Annotated in this window: 14 protein-coding genes and 1 riboswitch; of the genes, 13 read left to right on the top strand and 1 reads right to left on the bottom strand. The window is 62.6% G+C overall.

What is annotated here, in order from left to right; translation table 11 throughout:
* The first annotated feature begins 113 nt into the window (after positions 1-113).
* The 12 genes from RM6536_RS00145 to RM6536_RS00090 all read left to right on the top strand — a co-directional run bounded on the left by RM6536_RS00145 (position 114) and on the right by RM6536_RS00090 (position 16036).
* Positions 114-1013 (top strand): ACP S-malonyltransferase, encoded by a 900-nt coding sequence (locus RM6536_RS00145; RefSeq protein WP_060823551.1) that lies wholly within the window; start codon positions 114-116, stop codon positions 1011-1013.
* A 115-nt stretch (positions 1014-1128) separates the two neighbouring features.
* A complete protein-coding gene (locus tag RM6536_RS00140) occupies positions 1129-2154 on the top strand; it encodes a beta-ketoacyl-ACP synthase III (protein WP_060823550.1) in 1026 nt (341 codons plus the stop codon).
* A 202-nt stretch (positions 2155-2356) separates the two neighbouring features.
* On the top strand, positions 2357-2599 hold the full coding sequence (locus tag RM6536_RS00135; protein ID WP_005506250.1) for an acyl carrier protein: 243 nt from the start codon (positions 2357-2359) through the stop codon (positions 2597-2599).
* 281 nt (positions 2600-2880) lie between these two features.
* Positions 2881-4152: a beta-ketoacyl-ACP synthase II gene (gene fabF / locus RM6536_RS00130; RefSeq protein WP_060823549.1), complete on the top strand. Its 1272-nt coding sequence runs from the start codon at positions 2881-2883 to the stop codon at positions 4150-4152.
* Between the two features lie 1393 nt (positions 4153-5545).
* A riboswitch (FMN riboswitch) is annotated at positions 5546-5744 on the top strand.
* A 402-nt stretch (positions 5745-6146) separates the two neighbouring features.
* Positions 6147-6929 (top strand): nicotinamide riboside transporter PnuC, encoded by a 783-nt coding sequence (pnuC, locus tag RM6536_RS00125; protein WP_231917969.1) that lies wholly within the window; start codon positions 6147-6149, stop codon positions 6927-6929.
* 16 nt (positions 6930-6945) lie between these two features.
* The gene (ribD, locus tag RM6536_RS00120) at positions 6946-8319 is read left to right on the top strand and encodes a bifunctional diaminohydroxyphosphoribosylaminopyrimidine deaminase/5-amino-6-(5-phosphoribosylamino)uracil reductase RibD (RefSeq protein ID WP_231917968.1); all 1374 of its coding nucleotides are present in this window, start codon (positions 6946-6948) and stop codon (positions 8317-8319) included.
* 241 nt (positions 8320-8560) lie between these two features.
* Positions 8561-9844, top strand: coding sequence for a 3,4-dihydroxy-2-butanone-4-phosphate synthase (gene ribB / locus RM6536_RS00115; protein WP_060823548.1), 1284 nt, complete (start codon positions 8561-8563; stop codon positions 9842-9844).
* Between the two features lie 8 nt (positions 9845-9852).
* Positions 9853-10671, top strand: a complete 819-nt coding sequence (locus RM6536_RS00110; RefSeq protein ID WP_145974224.1) for a GTP cyclohydrolase II — start codon at positions 9853-9855, stop codon at positions 10669-10671.
* A gap of 54 nt (positions 10672-10725) precedes the next feature.
* Positions 10726-11202 carry a 6,7-dimethyl-8-ribityllumazine synthase gene (gene ribH / locus RM6536_RS00105; protein ID WP_005506244.1) on the top strand — a complete coding sequence of 159 codons (477 nt, stop codon included), beginning with the start codon at positions 10726-10728 and terminating at the stop codon, positions 11200-11202.
* A 294-nt stretch (positions 11203-11496) separates the two neighbouring features.
* On the top strand, positions 11497-13107 hold the full coding sequence (locus RM6536_RS00100; protein WP_060823547.1) for an anthranilate synthase component I: 1611 nt from the start codon (positions 11497-11499) through the stop codon (positions 13105-13107).
* Between the two features lie 14 nt (positions 13108-13121).
* On the top strand, positions 13122-13937 hold the full coding sequence (gene trpC, locus RM6536_RS00095; RefSeq protein WP_060823546.1) for an indole-3-glycerol phosphate synthase TrpC: 816 nt from the start codon (positions 13122-13124) through the stop codon (positions 13935-13937).
* Positions 13938-14617: 680 nt separating this feature from the next.
* Entirely contained in the window at positions 14618-16036 is a 1419-nt protein-coding gene (locus tag RM6536_RS00090; RefSeq protein ID WP_060823545.1) for a hypothetical protein, read from the top strand.
* Between the two features lie 71 nt (positions 16037-16107).
* On the opposite strand, the gene RM6536_RS00085 is transcribed toward RM6536_RS00090, so the two are convergent.
* Complete coding sequence (locus tag RM6536_RS00085; protein WP_060823544.1) at positions 16108-17505, bottom strand: MFS transporter; 1398 nt, start codon at positions 17503-17505, stop codon at positions 16108-16110.
* Positions 17506-17686: 181 nt separating this feature from the next.
* Between RM6536_RS00085 and ftsY the strand changes: the two genes are divergently transcribed.
* The gene (gene ftsY, locus RM6536_RS00080; protein WP_060823543.1) at positions 17687-18796 is read left to right on the top strand and encodes a signal recognition particle-docking protein FtsY; all 1110 of its coding nucleotides are present in this window, start codon (positions 17687-17689) and stop codon (positions 18794-18796) included.
* Positions 18797-18845 lie beyond the last annotated feature (49 nt).

Below are 18845 nucleotides of genomic sequence, written 5' to 3'. Positions count from 1 at the left end.
CGATGTTTATGCAAAGCGGCTGAACAAGGTAGCATAGGTAACAGACTAGCCGTGGTCTCCATCTCTGCGGAGGCACCGCGTACGAGTACTAAAAACCAGAAAGGTCGCACCGCATGCGCGCACTCGTTTGCCCCGGACAGGGCTCCCAGAAGAAGGGCTTCCTGAGCCCCTGGCTCGAGATTGAAGGTGTGCGTGAGCACCTGGAACGACTCTCCGAAGCGGCAGGCATCGACCTGATTCACTACGGCACCGAAGCCGAAGAAGAAACCATCAAGGACACCGCAATCGCCCAGCCGCTCATCGTGGCTGCAGGTATCGTCACCGGCCGCCTCGCACTACGCGAACTCGACGGTGAAGAACTCATCTTCGCGGGCCACTCCGTCGGCGAAATCACCGCAGCAGCCCTCGCGGGCGTACTCAGCGACGAAGACGCAATGCGTTTCGTGCGCGTGCGCGCCAACGGTATGGCGGAGGCGGCAGCCGCCTCCCCGACCGGCATGGCTGCAGTACTCGGCGGCGTTGAAGAAAACGTCCGCGAAGCCATCGACGCAGCAGGCCTCGTTGCAGCAAACTCCAACGGCGGCGGCCAGATCGTAGCCGCAGGCCCCATCCCCGCCATCGAAGCATTCGCCGCGAACCCGCCCGCACGCACCCGCGTCATCCCTCTGAAGGTCGCTGGCGCATTCCACACCGAGGCAATGGCACCCGCCGTGCCCGCCCTGGAAGAGTTCGCCGCATCCCTGCAGGTATCCGACCCGACCTCCGCACTGCTGACCAACCGCGACGGTTCCGCCGTGGCATCCGGTGAAGAGTTCGTCAAGACCCTCGTCTCCCAGGTCACCAGCCCCGTCCGCTGGGACCTGTGCATGGCAACCCTACTCGAGCGTGAGGTCGCCGGCATTATCGAGGTCGCCCCCGCAGGCACCCTGGTCGGCCTGGCAAAGCGCGCGATGCGCGGTGTGCCCGGCACCTCCATCAACACCCCCGAGGATCTCGCCTCGCTGAAGGGCTAAACGTCGCAGGAGAGCCCCCAGCTCTCCTCACGCCAGGAAGCCTTCACACTAGACATCACTTTAGACATGCGAGGCACACAGTGTCTTGCGAGCATCAGCACTAAGGATTGAATACGTGACTACCCTCAAGCAGTACGAAATCAACCGCTACTCCCGCATCCTCGGTTACGGCGCAGCCCGCGGTGATGTCATCGTCCCCAACGATGACATCGTTGAGGCAATCAACTCCTCCGACGAGTGGATCAAGCAGCGCACCGGCATCGCAACCCGCCACCGCGCCAGCGAAAACCAGTCGGTAACCGACCTCGCCATCGAAGCCGCCAAGGACGCCCTCGAGGCATCCGGTGTAGCCGGTGAGGACATTGAGGCGGTCATCATCTCGACCATCTCGCACCCCTACGCAACCCCCTCCCTGGCAACCCTGGTCGCCGACGCAATCGGCTCCAAGTGCCCCGCATACGACATCTCCGCAGCGTGCGCAGGTTTCTGCTACGGCATCGCCCAGGCAGACGCCCTCGTTCGCGCGGGCACCGCAAAGCACGTGCTGGTCATCGGCGTTGAGAAGCTCTCCGACTTCATCGACAACACCGAACGCACCATCTCCTTCCTGCTCGGCGACGGCGCGGGCGCAGCAGTCGTAGGCGTCTCCGACGAACCCGGCATCGCCCCCACCGTATGGGGCTCGGACGGCTCCCGCTGGGGCACTGTGGGTATGACTCACTCCCTGCTGGATATCCGCAACCGCGACTTCGTTGCAAACCCCGTGCAGGAAGGCGAAAAGATCTGGCCCACCCTGCGCCAGGACGGCCCCTCCGTCTTCCGCTGGGCAGTATGGGAAATGGCGAAGGTCGCCAAGCAGGCACTCGAAACCGCCGGCATCACCCCCGACGAGCTCGGCGCGCTCATCCCGCACCAGGCAAACGCCCGCATCATTGACCAGATGGTCAAGACCCTCAAGCTTCCCGACACGGTGGCAGTGGCACGCGACATCGTCGATGCCGGTAACACCTCCGCCGCATCGGTTCCCCTCGCCGCACACCGCCTGCTCAAGGAGAACCCGGAACTCTCCGGCAAGTTCGCCCTGCAGATCGGCTTCGGTGCCGGCTTGGCATTCGCAGCTCAGGTAGTCGTCCTTCCCTAAGGAAAACCCCGGAGCCTGATGCTTACCGCCCCTCACGACCGGCACCGCGCCGGTGCACGAGAAAGAAAATAAAGCGGGAAAGCATCCCCTAAACTCCGAGTTGACGCATGCGTACACCACGCAGACACGATAAACTCGGTAATGCACGCGTACCCCCACCCGGCGGGTGCGATGACCATCGAAAAAACAAAGGAGCCCCTGAATGGCTAACAAGGAAGAGATCCTCGCAGGTCTGGCAGAAATCGTTAACGAAGAGACCGGCGTTGAGGTTGAGGACGTTCAGCTGGACAAGTCCTTCACCGAGGACCTGGACATCGACTCCATCTCGATGATGACCATCGTCGTGAACGCTGAGGAGAAGTTCGAGGTGACCATCCCGGACGAAGAGGTCCAGAACCTCAAGACCGTTGGCGACGCAGTCGAGTTCATCGCGAACGCTGCCTAAGCTATAACCAATAACGAGGCGGCGCGGGCTCTCACCGGCCCGCGCCGCATCGCTATTCACTCAGCTTTCAATCCAACACACCCCCGGGAATACAGAGCGGAATCTGCAGCGCGGAACTCACAGGGCGCAACGACAGCACCCTCCACCGCGTGAAGCACCGTGTGAAACGCGCGTGAAACACCGCGTGAAAACGCACACCGCAGACCCCCGGGCCCTACAGGTTTTTATCCACACACCACCGGATAAACCACCAAATCGACCACCGAAGAGAAAGTGCCACAATGTCTCGAAAAGTGCTGGTGACCGGCCTCGGCGCGACCACCCCCATTGGCGGCGACGTCCCCACCACCTGGGAAAACGCCACCAAGGGCGTATCTGGTGTATCCACCCTCGACCACCCCTGGGTCAAGGAATACGACCTGCCCGTATACATTGCAGGCCAGCTCGCCGTACCCGCCCTCGAATCCGGCCGCCTCACCAAGGTAGAAGCAAAGCGCCTGGATCCCTCGGGCCAGCTCGCCCTCATCGCCGCACGCGAAGCATGGGAAGACGCAGGATTCACCGGCCCCGACGCCGAATCTGCAGAAGAAGTCGACCCCGAGCGCACCGGCGTAGCCTTCGGCACCGGCATCGGCGGCGTGTGGACCCTCCTCGACGCATGGGACACCCTCCGCGAAAAGGGCCCCCGCCGCGTCCTCCCCATGACCGTCCCGATGCTCATGCCCAACGGCAACGCAGCAGCCGTCTCCATGAACCTCAAGGCACGCGCCGCAGCGCAGACCGTCGTCTCCGCATGCGCATCCTCCACCGAAGCCATGCAGCTCGGCGCCGAAATGATCCGCAGCGGCAAGGCAGACGTCGTCATCGTCGGCGGCGCCGAAGCAGCAATCCACCCGCTTCCCATGGCAGCATTCGCCAAGATGCAGGCACTCTCCTCCCGCAACGACGAACCCGAAAAGGCATCCCGCCCCTACGACGTCGACCGCGACGGCTTCGTCATGGGGGAAGGCGCAGCAGCACTCATCCTCGAATCCGAAGAGCACGCCAAGGCACGCGGCGCACGCGTCTACGCGGAACTGGCAGGCACCGGCGTCTCCGCCGACTCCTACCACATCACCGCACCGGACCCCGCAGCACTCGGCGCAACCCGCGCACTGCGCGAAGCCCTCGAAGACGGCAACATCGACCCGAAGACCGTCGTGCACATCAACGCGCACGCCACCAGCACCCCCGCCGGTGACCTGCCCGAAGCAACCGCAATGCACGAAACCTTCGGCGAGCACACCAAGAACATCGCCGTCTCCGCAACCAAGTCCATGACCGGCCACCTGCTCGGCGGCGCCGGTGCCCTGGAGGCTGTGCTGACCGTACTGGCTCTGTACCACCGCACCGCACCCTGCACCATCAACCTGGACAACAAGGACCCCCAGATTGACCTGGACGTGGTGACCGAGGCACGTGAGCTGCCCGCCGGCGAGATTGTGGCGCTGTCGAACTCCTTCGGTTTCGGCGGCCACAACGCGGTTGTAGCATTCCGCTCCGTAGAGGGCTAAAACTCTTCGACAGCCTCATAGGAAGGGCACGTCGGACAATGCTAGCGGGGGAGTGCCCCCTCTGCGGCGCTGGCGCGCCTTGAGGACGGAGCCCCCGCCACGCATGTCCGAGGCACCCCTATAGATATAGGCTTGGCAACAAACAGGGTCGCCCGTGATAGTTAACTATCGCGGGCGACCTTTGCGTTTGTAGGCTAGGGTTTGCAGAAGGCGACCAAAACACACGAAGCGGGGGAGTGCCGCTTCCGTGGGTTAGTTGTTTGAGAGGTTGTACCGGACAACGCTCGCGGGGGAGTGCCCCCTCTGCGGCGCTGGGGCGCCTTGAGGACGGAGCCCCCGCTTCGCGTGTCCGGTACGCCCTCTAGGTCACCTATCCCTCGGGGGAGTAGATATAGATGCTTGGTACCCGGTTAGGGCATTTGGTCAGCTCGCCAAAATTTGGATTGAGTAGGGCTGGCCTGTGGCAGGCTTACGCTGCCAGTTTGTTTGGGTACGTGGTTGCTGAACGTTTTATGGGTTAAAAACGGGTGGCGTATTCGCTCCGGCACTGCGAATACGCCACCCAAACACACCACACTCCACAAGACAATGCAGAGCGCGCGGGATCAACCATCCCGCAAGGTTCCCGTAACCCCCATCGCGCACCACGGTAGGCGACGACAGAAGAACGGGAGCTTATGACCGTTTGACACGCACAACGCCCCTCATAACGGTTTACAAAGGCGCATACCGTGCGATCTTCCGGAAGTTTATTCGGAAGAGCTCCCACGCCGGTTCCGTTGAGAAATAATTCGGTGTGGTTGCCTCCCGATGGTGAAGCACATCAACATCGTGCGCCGCAATACTGCGCAATCCAGTACGCGCAGATGCTGCGTGAAAACCATCCGGGGAATGCAGTCCGCGGGCCAGTTTTCCAGCTTCAAATGGCAGAAGCTTAAGGGTTTGATGTGAGTGCTCGGATGGTCCGAATCATGTCGCTCTCAACGGAACCGGTTTATCGGTGATGGGAGCTCCTGTAGATAAGAATAACCTTAAATCACCCCTGGAGTAAACCTTAAACCAATAATTTAACCTTATTGTTATAATTCCTTGTCATAAAGGTATTGACGGGTGTTCAATGTGTCTTGAATGACCCCCTGGAGGTCCCCGTAACCCTTTGGTCTGTTTGCTGCTCTCCACCGTTATGAAACCGTGATAAATCGTCCCCGAAGAATGAAGGACCGGGTTCCCATGTGGTCCCGTGGGTGGCTACTGTGTGGCTACCGCGGGCAGTTGTGTAGGGGACGTGGAGACGCACTGCGGGCACAGTCATAAAACGTCATCTTGTCACGGAAGTTATCCCAGAGAAAACAAATTAAACCCCCGGCGTGCGCTGTGGCATAATCAATATCGACATCGTGCTCCGGGGTCGGTGAAATTCCGAACCGGCGGTCACAGCCCGCGAACCGCTCTCGCAGGCAGGCAAAAATCGTACGAATCTTCGCATCCGCGCAGGACGCCAAGACTCCGCTAGAGACGCCCGCCCGCAAGAGAGGCCGAACCGGTGAAAATCCGGTGCCGACAGTACAGTCTGGATGGAAGGTAGCACGAGCAGAAAAAGGCAGGAGCGCACTCCGCCGCACCTCCCGAAAACCTCGGGGTGGCGTGCAGGGTGCACCGAAACAGTTGTTTGAGAAAACTGTTGCTTGCGAGAATTGCTACTCGCGAAAAATAGTTGAGAGCATAGCGGTTTTCAGCACAGTATTTTCAGCACAGCGGTTTTCTGCGCGACAGGGGAGAGGCGCCTCCGAGGCGCCGGTACGTTATTCCCCTCGACCGTAGCCGACTGATTTCAGCCGCGGTTGGCTGATTCGCTGCTCCCGCCTCACCACGGATACTGGGCACTCCCTAAGATGCCCGCGGTAGCCGCCCTTTTCTGTTCCTCTCCCCGGAGCCGCCGCAGATGCGCACCCAGCGCATCCGACACACGGTCCAACTCAGAGAGGAAAGAAACAATGGACATCTTGCGGTGGCTCTTCGACGCACAAATTCACGTGGGGGACCAGTCCCTCCTCGTGCGCGAAGTTCTCGGAAACGCATTCGGCCTGGCATCGGCGCTCGGCGGTATGCGACGCAAAGTATGGGCGTGGCCCGTCGGCATTCTCGGCAACCTGCTGCTCCTCACCGTCTTCCTGGGCGCCCTCGTCGGCAGCCCGCACCCCGTGACCATGCTCGGCCAGGCAGGCCGCCAGATCATGTTTATTGCCGTGTCCATCTGGGGCTGGCATCGTTGGCGCGCAACCCGCGCCGCCGGTGGTGATGCCTCCGCAGGTGCCGCAGTGATTCCCAAGTGGGCCACCAACACCGAACGCGCAGGCCTGGTTGTCGCCATGGTTGCAGGCACCCTGCTGCTCACCCCCATCTTCCGCGCCCTCGGCTCCTACGAACCGGTCTGGTCCGACGCCTGGATCTTCACCGGCTCGCTGCTCGCCACCTACGGCATGGCGCGCGGTTGGGTTGAATTCTGGCTCATCTGGGTGGCCGTCGACCTGGTCGGCGTGCCGCTACTGTGGAGCGCAGGCTACTACGCGACCTCCCTCATGTACGTGTTCTATGGGTGCTTCACCTTGGTCGGCTTCTTCGTCTGGTGGCGCACCCGCAACCTGGAGGCGCAGAAGACTCGGGTGCAGACCCAGTTCCCCGACGTGACCGTGGACGTGGCTGATCTATCCTCCGCCGCTTCCGTTGCAGAGTGCGAAACCGTCACCAAGAGCGCGCCCAAGAACGAAGCCGCGTAGAAGGGGAATTATTGCCATGACCTCACATAACCGCCAGCACGAGGCCCAGGGCCCGGCGGGTACCCTGCCTGAGCCCATCGCCGCCGTGCACGAGCGACCCATTCCCAAAGACACGGGCTACCTGCCCGCGACCACGCCCTCGACTGTGCCGCTTCCGCACAACGACCTGGATTACTCCGCTGCGGAGTATGGGCACCTCGCCGGGCTGCCCGCCGCACGCACCCTCCAGCTGCCCGACCCCGAGCAGACGCTCAGCCACGCAGACGCCATGACCCTGGCGCTGCAGGCGGCACGCCAGGGCATCCGCGGCGCGAACCCCCTCGTTGGCGCCGTTATTACCGACAGACACGGGCACCTGCTGCACGTGGGCTACCACCGAGGCGCAGGCACCCCGCACGCCGAAGCCGACGCCCTCGCCGCCGCCCGTGCCGCAGGAACCGACCTCACCGGCGCCCGCATGTACGTGAGCCTCGAGCCTTGCAACCACACCGGACGCACCGGCCCCTGCTCCCACGCCGTCGCCGAGGCGGGCATCAGCGAACTCTACTACGCCTACAGCGACGACACTGAAAACGCAGCCGGAGGCGCCGCCTACCTGCGCTCGCAGGGCGTCACCGTGCACGCCATGGAGGAGTTCGCGAACGCTTCCTACCTGCTGAATGAGCGCTGGTTCATTGCCGCCGCCGAACGCCGCCCCTTCATCACCGCTAAGAGTGCCTCCACCCTGGACGGGTTCATTGCGGCAGCTGACGGCACGAGCAAATGGATTACCGGTCCTGCCGCCCGCATTGACGGGCACCTGATTCGCCACCGCGCCGATGCCGTCATGATTGGCACCCGTACCACCCTCATGGATGATCCGACCCTGGATGCGCGCGATGCCAACGGGGAGCGCTTCGAGAAGCAGCCGCTGCGTGTGGTCATGGGCAAGACCGAGATTACCGAGAACTACCGGATTCGCGGCCTCAACCCGCCCGAAGGCGTGGAGGCGGACCCGCAGAACTTCCTGCAGGTCTTCACCCACGACCCGCGCGAACTGCTCGATGAGCTGTACGCCCGCGGGGTGCGGCACCTCATGATTGAGGGCGGCCCCGGCATGGTCGGCCTCTTCGCCGGTGAAGACCTCATCGACGAGATGGTCTGGTACCGCGCCCCCATGATTATGGGGCAGGGCAAGAGCGCCGTCTACCGCCTGCTCGTGGACACCCTCGCGCAGGCACCGCGCCTGCAACTGGACGACCTGGGCATGTTCCCGGCGGTGCGCGTGCTCGGCAATGACACCGCAACGCACCTGGTGCCGGCGCCTCGCGGAACAGCGGAGGAGCCTGGTGAGCGGCGTACCCTGCCGAAGCTGGACGCCTGCCACGCGCCGGAACCGCGGCTGGATTAGCTTCGCTTGGGTTAGCCGCCTTTGGACTAAGCACGGGCGGGGGAGTAGCACCTCAAGGCTCCCCGCCCGGCTAGTTTGTACCAGATGATTTATGCCGGCTGGTTCGCATGCTGGCACAAAACCTCCCCGTCACGGGGAATATTCGAAAAATACGTATAGTTATACCGACGAACAAACCATCGCCGCCCGTCGCCCTCAACGACGACGCCCCGGCGGACACGGCGAGAAAAGGAAAGCACACATGTTTACCGGAATCATTGGCGCCCTCGGCACCGTAGAATCCATCACCCCCATCGAAGGTAGCGACGCAGCCTACCTGACCCTCAGCGCCGGTGACATTGTCGCCGACCTCGAACACGGTGGCTCCCTCGCCGTCAACGGTGTATGCCTCACCGCTATCGACCTCGACCAGCTGCAGCCCGGCCAGTTCCGCGCCTACGCGATGGGTGAGACTCTGCGCCGCACCAACCTCGGCAACCTGAACCCCGGGGACACCGTCAACCTGGAGCGCTGCCTGCCCGCCGGTGGCCGCCTCGACGGTCACGTCGTGCAGGGCCACGTGGATGCGGTCGGTACCCTCGCATCCGTCACCGCGCACGAGGCGTGGAGCACACTGCGCTTCAACCTGCCCACCGAACTGGCGCCCCTGCTCGCTGAGAAGGGCTCCATCGCGGTTTCTGGCGTGTCCCTGACCGTCACCGCGGTATCTGAGCCCGGCGAAACCCCCGCATGGTTCGAGGTCGGCCTGATTCCCGAAACCCTGAAGGCAACCAACCTCGGCGCGCTCAAGGTCGGCGATAGCGTGAACCTTGAGACCGATGCGCTCGCCAAGTACGTGCAGCGTCTGACCGCGTTCGCAGGCGTGTCCCAGGCCTCTTCCTCCGAGCAGGTTGCGCCGCGTCGCGCCGACGCTGCAAGCGTCCTCGACAGCGTGCAGACCGCGGTGGACGCTATCGCCGCAGGTCGCGCCGTGGTCGTCGTCGACGATGAAGACCGCGAAAACGAAGGCGACATCATCTTCGCCGCCGAGCACGCAACCCCCGAGCTGATGGGCTTCATGATCCGCTACACCTCCGGCGTGGTCTGCGCACCCCTGAGCAACAAGCGTGCCGATGAGATGAACCTGCCGCCCATGGTCACCAACAACGAAGACCCCAAGGGCACCGCATACACCGTCTCCTGCGATGCGGCATCCGGCGTGAGCACCGGCATTTCCGCGGCAGATCGCGCACGCACCGTGCAGATCCTCGCGGACGCATCCTCCACCCCGGCTGACATCACCCGCCCGGGCCACATCTTCCCGCTGCGCGCCGTTGACGGCGGCGTGGCGGAGCGCCCCGGCCACACCGAAGCCGCAGTGGAACTCTCCCTCGCGGCGGGCCTGTCCGGCGTGGGCGTTATCGCCGAGGTCGTGCACGACGACGGCTCCATGATGCGTTTCGACGCACTGCGCGCCTTCGCAACCGAGCACAACCTGCCCATGATCTCTATCGAAGACCTCATCAAGTACGTAGCTAAGGCGTAGGAGAACGCATGAGCGAAACCCCTAACACCCAGGCAACGCCGGGCACTTCCGCATCGGGTACCCCCGCGGCTGTCACCTTGGCAGAGCCGGGCACCCTGGTCGAGCCGATTGAGGCGCAGGCTGAAGAGCTCAGCGCCGAATCCCTGCGCATCGCCTCCCAGCTCGCTGAAGGCTACCGAGTCAGCCCCCTCGACATGGTGCCCAACCCCAGCCCGCTACTGGTCGAAAGCACCGAAGAGGTCGCCGTACCCACCCCGCAGGGCCTGTTCGGTCTGCGCGCCTGGCGATTCGCAGACGGCGCCGAGCACATCAGCGCCCGCGCCCTCGACCGTGACGGCACCCCCGTACCCGCCGAGGACGGGGGAGCACCCGCGGTACGCATCCACTCCGAATGCGCCACCGGCGACATTTTCGGTTCCTTCCGATGCGATTGCGGCCCCCAGCTGGAGAACGGCCTGCGCATCATCAGCCGCACCGGCGGGTACCTCATCTACGTGCGCAACCACGAAGGACGCGGCATCGGCCTGGTCAACAAGCTCCGCGCCTACGCACTGCAGGATGCCGGACTCGACACCCTCGACGCGAACCTGGCGCTCGGCCTGGACGGCGACATGCGCGACTATTCGCAGGCGGCACTGATTCTGCAGGAACTCGGCGTGAACGAGCTGAGGCTCGTGACCAACAACCCCGCCAAGCAGGAGGCGCTCGAAAGCCTCGGCCTGCAGGTCACCGAAATCATCCCGGACGAAATTCCCGCCCGAGTCGAGAACGCACACTACCTGCAGACCAAGCGTGAGCGTATGCGCCACGTGCTCAAAAGCGCGTAGCGGCACCCCTGCACACTAAACTTTTCAAAAACCACAACCCACAAGGAGAACACAATGAGCGGCGTAGGCGCAGCAGACACCACCCTCAACCCTGAAGACTACAAGGGCTTCAAGCTCGCAATCGTAGCGGCAAGCTGGCACACCCAGGTCATGGACGGCCTCATTGACGGTGCGCAGCGTGCAGCACGCGACGCAGGCATCGAGCCGACCCTCGTGCGCGTTCCCGGCACCTTCGAACTGCCCGTCGCAGCAACCCGCCTCGCCGAGAAGTTCGACGCAATTGTCGCGCTCGGCGTGGTCATCCGCGGTGGCACCCCCCACTTCGACTACGTCTGCCAGGGCGCAACCAACGGCCTGACCGACGTGTCCGTGCTGACCGGCCGACCCATCGGCTTCGGCGTGCTCACCTGCGATAACGAGCAGCAGGCACTCGACCGCGCAGGCTTGGAAGGCTCCAACGAAGACAAGGGCTACGAGGCGACCGCAGCGGCACTGCAGACCGCAGCAACCCTCAAGCAGTTCAGCAACTAATACGGCTGAACGGTATGCGGCTCAGTTTCACGAAGAGAACTATTGACTCTTCACCGTGGAACTGGGCCGTAGCACCGGTTAAACTGAAACAACCCGCGCACCGGGCTTACCGGGCTTTAAAGGGCTTACCGGGCCTTATCAGGCATGATCGGGCGTGATGAATCTGGCATGTATGCGCCAGATAGACACGCCGGCACATACGGTAAAACCCTCATGCACCGGTAAAACCCCGCGCGGCAGCTAAGGGACACAGCGCACCGACGCGCCCCCAACCCAACACCAAGGAGTACAGCAATGCAGGATTTGGGCACCATCACCCCCAGCCTCGAAGAATTCCGCGCCCGCGCAGCCAGCACCCGCGTCATTCCCGTACACATCAAAATCCTCGCCGACTCACTCACCCCCATCGGCATCTACCGATCCCTCGTACTCCAAAACGACCAGGGCGAACCCGTCGAAGCAGCCCACGGCACCTTCCTGCTCGAATCCGCCAAAATCTCCGCAGAAGGCGAATCCGCAGCCTGGGACCGCTACTCCTTCATCGGCGCGTCCTCCCGCTCCACCCTCACCACCGTTGACGGCGCAGTCCACTGGCAGGGACGCACCCCCGCCGGCGCACCCGTCGACGGCGACCCCGTAGAAGCCATCGCCAAGACCCTGCAGATGCTCTACACCGAACCCGACCCGACCCTGCCGCCGCTCACCTCCGGCCTGGTCGGCTACCTCGGCTGGGACGTCGTGCGCCACTGGGAGCACCTGCCCTACCCGCCCGCAGATGACGTGAACCTGCCCGAATTCGCGCTCAACATGGTCTCCGACATGGCAATCCACGACAACAAGGACGGCACCGTCCTGCTCGTCGCCAACGCCATCAACTTCAACGGCACCAGCGAAAACGTCGACGGCGCCTACGAAGACGCCGTAGCGCGCCTGCACAGCATGCTCCGCCGCCTGCAGCGCGGCGCCGCAACGACCACCTCCATTCTCTCCGGCGTGGCAGACGTTGACCGCAAGGTCCGCGAAGACGTCACCCTCACCTGGAGCGAACAGGGCTTCAAGGACGCCATCGACCGCTCCAAGAAGAACATCATCGACGGCGACGTCTTCCAGATCGTGCTCTCACGCCGATTCGAAGCCGAAACCAACGCCAAGGCACTCGACGTGTACCGTGTACTGCGCCAGTCCAACCCCTCGCCGTACATGTACCTCTTCAACTTCGAAGACAGCAACGGCACCCCCTTCCACATTGTCGGCTCCTCCCCGGAGGCTCTCGTCACCCTCAAGGACGGCATCGCCAGCACCCACCCCATCGCCGGATCCCGCCCGCGCGGCGCAACCCGCGAAGAGGACCTCGCACTCGCCGAGGAACTGCTCGCCGACCAGAAGGAACGCTCCGAACACCTCATGCTCGTCGACCTGGCACGCAACGACCTCTCGCGCATCGCCAAGCCCGGCACCGTGTCCGTCGACCAGTTCATGATCATTGAGCGTTTCAGCCACATCATGCACATTTCCTCCGCCGTCAGCGCCGAACTCGACCCGCAGTTCAGCGCCTACGACGTGCTGCGCGTCGCCTTCCCGGCAGGCACCCTCTCCGGCGCCCCCAAGCCGCGCGCCATGCAGCTCATCGACGAATACGAACCCACCCGCCGCGGCGTCTACGGCGGCGTGTGCGGCTACTTCGACTTCGCCGGCAACATGGACATGGCAATCGCCATCCGCACCGCCGTACTCAAGGAAGGCACCGCCTACGTACAGGCAGGCGCGGGCCTCGTCATGGACTCCAACCCGGACTCCGAAACCCTCGAAACCGTCAACAAGTCCGCCGCCCCGCTGCGCGCCGTGCTAACCGCCTCCGGCCTAGCACCCCTGGACGCAGACGCAGCCGTCAACGCCACCAAGTAACCCAAGGAGACACCATGAGCACCGTTCTCGACGAGATCATCGTCGGCGTCCGCGAAGACCTCGCCGCCCGCGTACAGCAGGTTCCCCTCGAAGAAATGAAGAAGCGCGCCCTCACAGCCGCACCCGCCCGCGACGCGCTCGCCTCCCTCCGCGGTGAAGTACCCGGCGGCGGCAACGGCACCACCGCACGCATTATCTCTGAGGTGAAGCGCTCCTCGCCCTCCAAGGGTGCGCTCGGCGAAATCCCGGACCCCGCCGCGCTCGCCGCACGCTACGAGGCAGGTGGCGCCGCAGCAATCTCGGTACTCACCGAACAGCGCCGATTCAACGGCTCCCTCGCCGACCTCGACGCAGTCCGCGCCGCCGTGAACATCCCCGTGCTACGCAAGGACTTCACCGTCGACGAATACCAGATCTGGGAAGCACGCGCACACGGCGCCGACCTGGTCCTGCTGATTGTGGCGGCCCTCGACGAGCAGACCCTGCGCGAATTCCTCGAACTCACCGAATCGCTCGGCATGAACGCCCTCGTCGAAACCCACACCCCCGAAGAAATCGAGGTCGCCCAGCGCATCGGCGCCAAAATCGTCGGCATCAACGTGCGTAACCTCAAGACCCTCGAAGTCAACAACGAACACTACGCATCCCTCGCAGCGCACCTGCCCAACTCCGTCATCAAGGTCGCCGAATCCGGTGTCGCTAGCATCGAGGACGTACGCGCCTACGCAGGCGCCGGTGCCGATGCGGTACTCATCGGTGAAGCACTGGTACGCTCCGGCGACCCGGAAGGTACCGTGCGTGAATTCTCCAAGGTGCCGGTGACCCGCTAGCCTGTGGGTTAGTTGTTTGAGAGGTTGTACCGGACAACACTCGCGGGGGAGCGAGGCTTCCGTGGGTTAGTTGTTTGGAAAGTGCGTACCGGACAACACTCGCGGGGGAGTGCCCCCTCTGCGGCGCTGGGGCGCCTTGAGGACGGAGCCCCCGCTTCGCGTGTCCGGTACGCCCTCTAGGTCGCCTATCCCTCGGGTTGATTGATATAGGGGGTTGGTAGGTGGTTACCTTCTCGGTTAGCTCGTCTTGGTCTGGGGTATATGAGGGTGGTACGTGGTTTCCTTCTCGGGTTAGCTCGCCTCGGTCTGGGGGTATTAGGGGAGTTGGTAGGTGGTTACCTTCTCCAGTTGGCTTGCCTGTATCTGGGGTTCCATGTTGTTAGCTTGTTCTATCAGCTCACCTCTCATACGCATAAAGCCGGTGTCTGCTATTCAGCAGGCACCGGCTTCACGCATCTCTTTCGTCATAATCAGCAGGAATAGCGCGTTCACATTGAGACGCAGTCAGTTCGTTGATAGTCTACACATGGATATTTCACCAAACTGCACCACCCGCTTTGGACCGGGTAGCACCCGCCACATCTAATAGACACGACTCAAACGATACGGCGCTGGAATGTCCATCATGCGTCCACACTACACCCGCGAGAATACTTATGGCTCAATCCCCAGGAAAACCTGTGTCCTTTATCGAACGCGACCTCTCATCCGGTTCCTCCACCGGTCCCGCACCCACCCTCAAAGCGTCACGTCCCTCCGCTGAAACCCGGGTGCGTAACACCGCGCCATCCAGCCCCCAGAAACTTGCCGCCTACCGCACCTGGATGCCCGCCCTCATCATCTGGGCACTAGCCTGCGCAACCCACCTCGCAACCTTCGCATACTCACTCGCAGAAGACCAGCGCAACCCCCTCAGCAACGAAAACAAAAACCACCAAGGCTTCCTCTCCTACCTCAACATCTGGGACGCCGGCTGGTACCGGGACATCTACAAAGAGTGGTACCCCACCGAACTGCCCATGCGCGCTGACGGGTCCGTATCCTTCAATTCCTGGGCCTTCATGCCCCTCCACTCAATGATCAGCGGTAAAGTCGCTGAAATTTTCGGTATCGAGTACCGCCTCGCCGCAGTCGGAGTCAGCCTAGCCGCTGGCCTCGCCCTGGCCGTTGTGCTCTACCGCCTCTTCATCGGTAGCCTGAACTGGCGTGACCGCGGCACCTTCGACACCCGCGCACTCGTTGGCGACGAAAGCCGAAACCGCATCGCCCTGTGGGCGCTTGCCGTGTACGCATTCAGCCCCGCGAGCCCCATCTTCGTCACCGGTTACGCCGAGGCTCTTTCCACTCTGCTCCTTGCCTTGAGTGTGTGGTGTGTGGTGCGTGGCCGCTACATTCTGCTTCTGCCCGTAGCTCTTATGACGGCACTGTCCCGCCCGCTGGGTGTACCACTCGGAGCGTTCGTAGGCCTATGGTGGCTGTGGTGCACCGTTTCTGACTATCTTGCCCGCCGCGCCGATGAACCCTCACAGTCCGCACTGTCGGACGCGTGGGTTGCGTTCCGCGGACGCTTCGGCCAGCTCCTCGGCGCACTGCTGGTGTGTGGTTTTGCTTTCGTACACCCCCTACACGCGGCTCTACGCACCGGACGCATGGATGCGTACCTCGCCACGGAACTCGGCTGGAGCTTCCGCAAGGTTGAAGACGGCCACCAGTACTTCTCCCAGTGGGTCCACCAGTTCAACCTCTACTTCGTAGGCTCCGTACCCGCCATCATCATGTGGGCGGGCCTGGTGCTCCTCATCCTGAGCTTCTACTGGTGGATGTCGCAGAAATTCACCCGCACCCTGCTGCACCCCGCCCTGTGGTTGTGGACCGCCTGCTACGCCGGGTACCTGTTCATCTTCTGGCTCCCCACGTCATCCACCGTGCGTATTCTGCTGCCGGTGTTCCCCCTGTCGCTGCTAATCGCAGCCTATCTGCCGAAGAGCCGCATGTACCGCTTCCTGCTGGTACTGGCGGGTCTGCTCGGATCCGCCCTGTGGATGCGCCTGCTCTGGGGCGGCCCGGACGTTATTGGGCCCGTCTGGTTGCTGCCCTAAAAACAAAATAGATGGATAAAGCCGGTGCCTGCTACTAAGCAGGCACCGGCTTTTCACTTGTCATCGAGCGTTTAGCGGCCCGTATAGTCCGCGTCCGCAATATCCTTCGGCCAGCGCGCCTTACGGAACGGCGCCCACGTAAACGCCGCCGCCACCAACAACAAACCACTGATAATGAACGCCGGAACAAAGCCCCACGCATCCGCAATCAAACCAGCCACCAGCGGACCCAGAATCATACCAAAATCACTAAACATCTGATACACCGCCAACACCTGGCCACCACTGCGGCGAGTACCAATCACATCAGACACAGCAGCCTGAATCGACGGGCCCATAAACGCCGCACCAATACCCAGGCACGCCGTCAACGACACAAACACCCACGCCACCGGCGCGAAACCCATAAACGTCACCGCAGAACCCGCCAACAGCAGACCCGAAAACGCCATCACACGGCGACCAAAACGATCCGAAAAACGCCCCGAGAACGTCTGCGTCAACGCATTACCAAACGAGTTCGTCGCCATCGCCAAAGAAGCCAACAGGGTACCCGCAACCGAATTAGACATGTCACCACCGGTCGCCAAATACGCCGCCGCCAACGGAATAATCGACGACTGCACACCAAACACCGACCAGCCAATCGCCCAATTCGAAACCAGCGCAGAGCGGTAATTCGAGAATTTCAACGCATCACGAACCTTCATCGCAGGCAGATCGCTCTTACCCGAAGAAGACCCAGGCTTAGCCCCCTGACCGGATGCTCCAGCAGGCGAAGGCGCCGCCGACGGCAACACCCCGGTGCCCTTACCCTCAGCCAGCGCCGCCGCCTCCATAATCGCGTCACGCTCCGCCTCCAACGCCGCCTGCGACGGCATCAAAAACCACACAATCAGGCCCGCCGCCAACAGCGAAAAACCATACACAATGAACGGCGCACGCATACCAAACGGCGCAAGCGCGCTCGCAATTACCGGGCCCAGCAGGTTACCCAGCAGGAACGCCGTCGCATAATAGCCAGAAATACGGCCGCGCATATGCGCAGGGGACAGGCGCACCAGCAGACCCATCGCAGAAACCGTGAACATGACCGAGCCGATACCCGCCACCGCACGCGAAGCCAACAGCACCCAATAATCCCAGGCAAACGCAATCATAAACGAGGTGATTGACACAATCAGCATGCCAATCGTGTACACCGGACGCTCACCCCAACGGGTAATCAGCTGACCCGCAGATGGCGCAAAAATCAGGCGCGTAATCGCCAACGCAGAAACCACCATCGTCGCCATAGTGACCGTGGCATTAAAATTCTGCGCATAATTCGGCAGTACCGGCGCCACCAAACCAAAACCCACCGCAATCATGAACGACGCAACAATCAGAACCTTCAAACCGGTCGGCACACGGTTCGGGTCAATCGTGCGCGGGTCAAAAACAGGCGGTGTTGTGGCAGGGTTCCTCATGTTCATCCTCGAAATCGTGCGGTGCCGTGCGGCAGTCGCAGGCCCCACCCGCAACTGCCCAACATGTGTTCGGCTAAAAAAACTTAACAGTGTCCAGTCTACTCCGCCGACAGTCGGGCATGCGCGTAATCTCGACCAGCCAAACCGCCCAAACCGGTAAGCTAGTAGTGTGAATGAAACGATGATGATAATCTGCGCAATCGTGCTGGGTGTACTGGTGATCGCCGGTGTACTTTTCGCCGTTCTGCGCCGACCCAAGAAGACCGCGAACCTGCAGTCTTTGCGTCAGGAGGCGGCAGAAGCCTCCGGCGGATCGGCGGAAAAACCCGAAAGCTCGGCACCTCGCGCTATTGAACTTGATATGCCCGACCCGTCCGCGGGTCGCCTGGTGCGTCTGCGTGCCCGCCTGGCACGCTCCAACAACATGCTCGGCAAGGGCCTGCTGGCTCTGCTCTCCCGCGACCGCATCGACCAGGACGTCTGGGACGAGGTCGAAGAAACCCTGCTGCTCGCCGACCTCGGTTCTGAGCCGACCACCCGCCTGGTGGAGGCACTGCAACAGCGCGTGCGCGTTGAGGGTACGAGCAACCCCGCCGCCGTGAAGAAGATGCTCCGCGAGGAGCTCGTGAAGATTGTTCGCCCCGACATGGACCGCGAACTGAAGACCGCCGGTAGCGACGGCAACCCCGGCGTGGTGCTGGTCGTTGGCGTGAACGGCGTCGGTAAGACCACCACGGTCGGTAAGATTGCCCGCGTGATGGTCGCTGACGGTCAGACCCTGCTCCTGGGTGCTGCGGACACGTTCCGTGCGGCCGCGTCTGAGCAGCTGACCACCTGGGGTGACCGCGTGGGTGTGAAGACCGTGCGTTCCGAGAAGGAAGGCGCCGACCCCGCATCCGTCGCGTTTGACGCCGTGAAGGCTGGCAAGGAGCAGGGCGTTGACACCGTGCTCGTGGACACCGCGGGCCGCCTGCAGAACAAGTCCGGTCTGATGGATCAGCTCGGCAAGATTAAGCGCGTTATCGAGAAGGAAGCGCCGGTCACCGAGGTTCTGCTCGTGATTGACGCGACCACCGGCCAGAACGGCATGGTTCAGGCGAAGGTCTTCGGCGATATCGTGGACGTCACCGGTATCGTGCTGACCAAGCTCGACGGCACCGCAAAGGGTGGCATCGTGGTCGCTATCCAGGAGGAGCTCGGCGTTCCCGTCAAGCTCATCGGCCTGGGTGAAGGCCCGGACGACCTGGCGCCGTTCGACCCGGAAGCATTCGTGGACGCGTTGCTGGACTAACATCCTCATACTCCACTCCGCCGAGAAGCCACATGTGTTGTGAACACAT

Source organism: Rothia mucilaginosa, from assembly GCF_001548235.1.
Lineage (GTDB): Bacteria > Actinomycetota > Actinomycetes > Actinomycetales > Micrococcaceae > Rothia > Rothia mucilaginosa_B.
Note: the sequence above shows the minus strand (reverse complement) of the source record. Positions and strands in the feature narration are given on the sequence as shown.

Excerpts from the sequence above, each read along its gene's own strand:
- RM6536_RS00100 (WP_060823547.1), top strand. The coding sequence starts at position 11,497 with ATGCAGGATTTGGGCACCATCACCCCCAGCCTCGAAGAATTCCGCGCC.
- ribH (WP_005506244.1), top strand. The coding sequence starts at position 10,726 with ATGAGCGGCGTAGGCGCAGCAGACACCACCCTCAACCCTGAAGACTAC.
- RM6536_RS00135 (WP_005506250.1), top strand. The coding sequence starts at position 2,357 with ATGGCTAACAAGGAAGAGATCCTCGCAGGTCTGGCAGAAATCGTTAAC.
- RM6536_RS00145 (WP_060823551.1), top strand. The coding sequence starts at position 114 with ATGCGCGCACTCGTTTGCCCCGGACAGGGCTCCCAGAAGAAGGGCTTC.
- ftsY (WP_060823543.1), top strand. The coding sequence starts at position 17,687 with ATGATGATAATCTGCGCAATCGTGCTGGGTGTACTGGTGATCGCCGGT.
- RM6536_RS00110 (WP_145974224.1), top strand. The coding sequence starts at position 9,853 with ATGAGCGAAACCCCTAACACCCAGGCAACGCCGGGCACTTCCGCATCG.
- fabF (WP_060823549.1), top strand. The coding sequence starts at position 2,881 with ATGTCTCGAAAAGTGCTGGTGACCGGCCTCGGCGCGACCACCCCCATT.
- trpC (WP_060823546.1), top strand. The coding sequence starts at position 13,122 with ATGAGCACCGTTCTCGACGAGATCATCGTCGGCGTCCGCGAAGACCTC.
- ribD (WP_231917968.1), top strand. The coding sequence starts at position 6,946 with ATGACCTCACATAACCGCCAGCACGAGGCCCAGGGCCCGGCGGGTACC.
- RM6536_RS00085 (WP_060823544.1), bottom strand. The coding sequence starts at position 17,505 with ATGAGGAACCCTGCCACAACACCGCCTGTTTTTGACCCGCGCACGATT.
- pnuC (WP_231917969.1), top strand. The coding sequence starts at position 6,147 with ATGGACATCTTGCGGTGGCTCTTCGACGCACAAATTCACGTGGGGGAC.
- ribB (WP_060823548.1), top strand. The coding sequence starts at position 8,561 with ATGTTTACCGGAATCATTGGCGCCCTCGGCACCGTAGAATCCATCACC.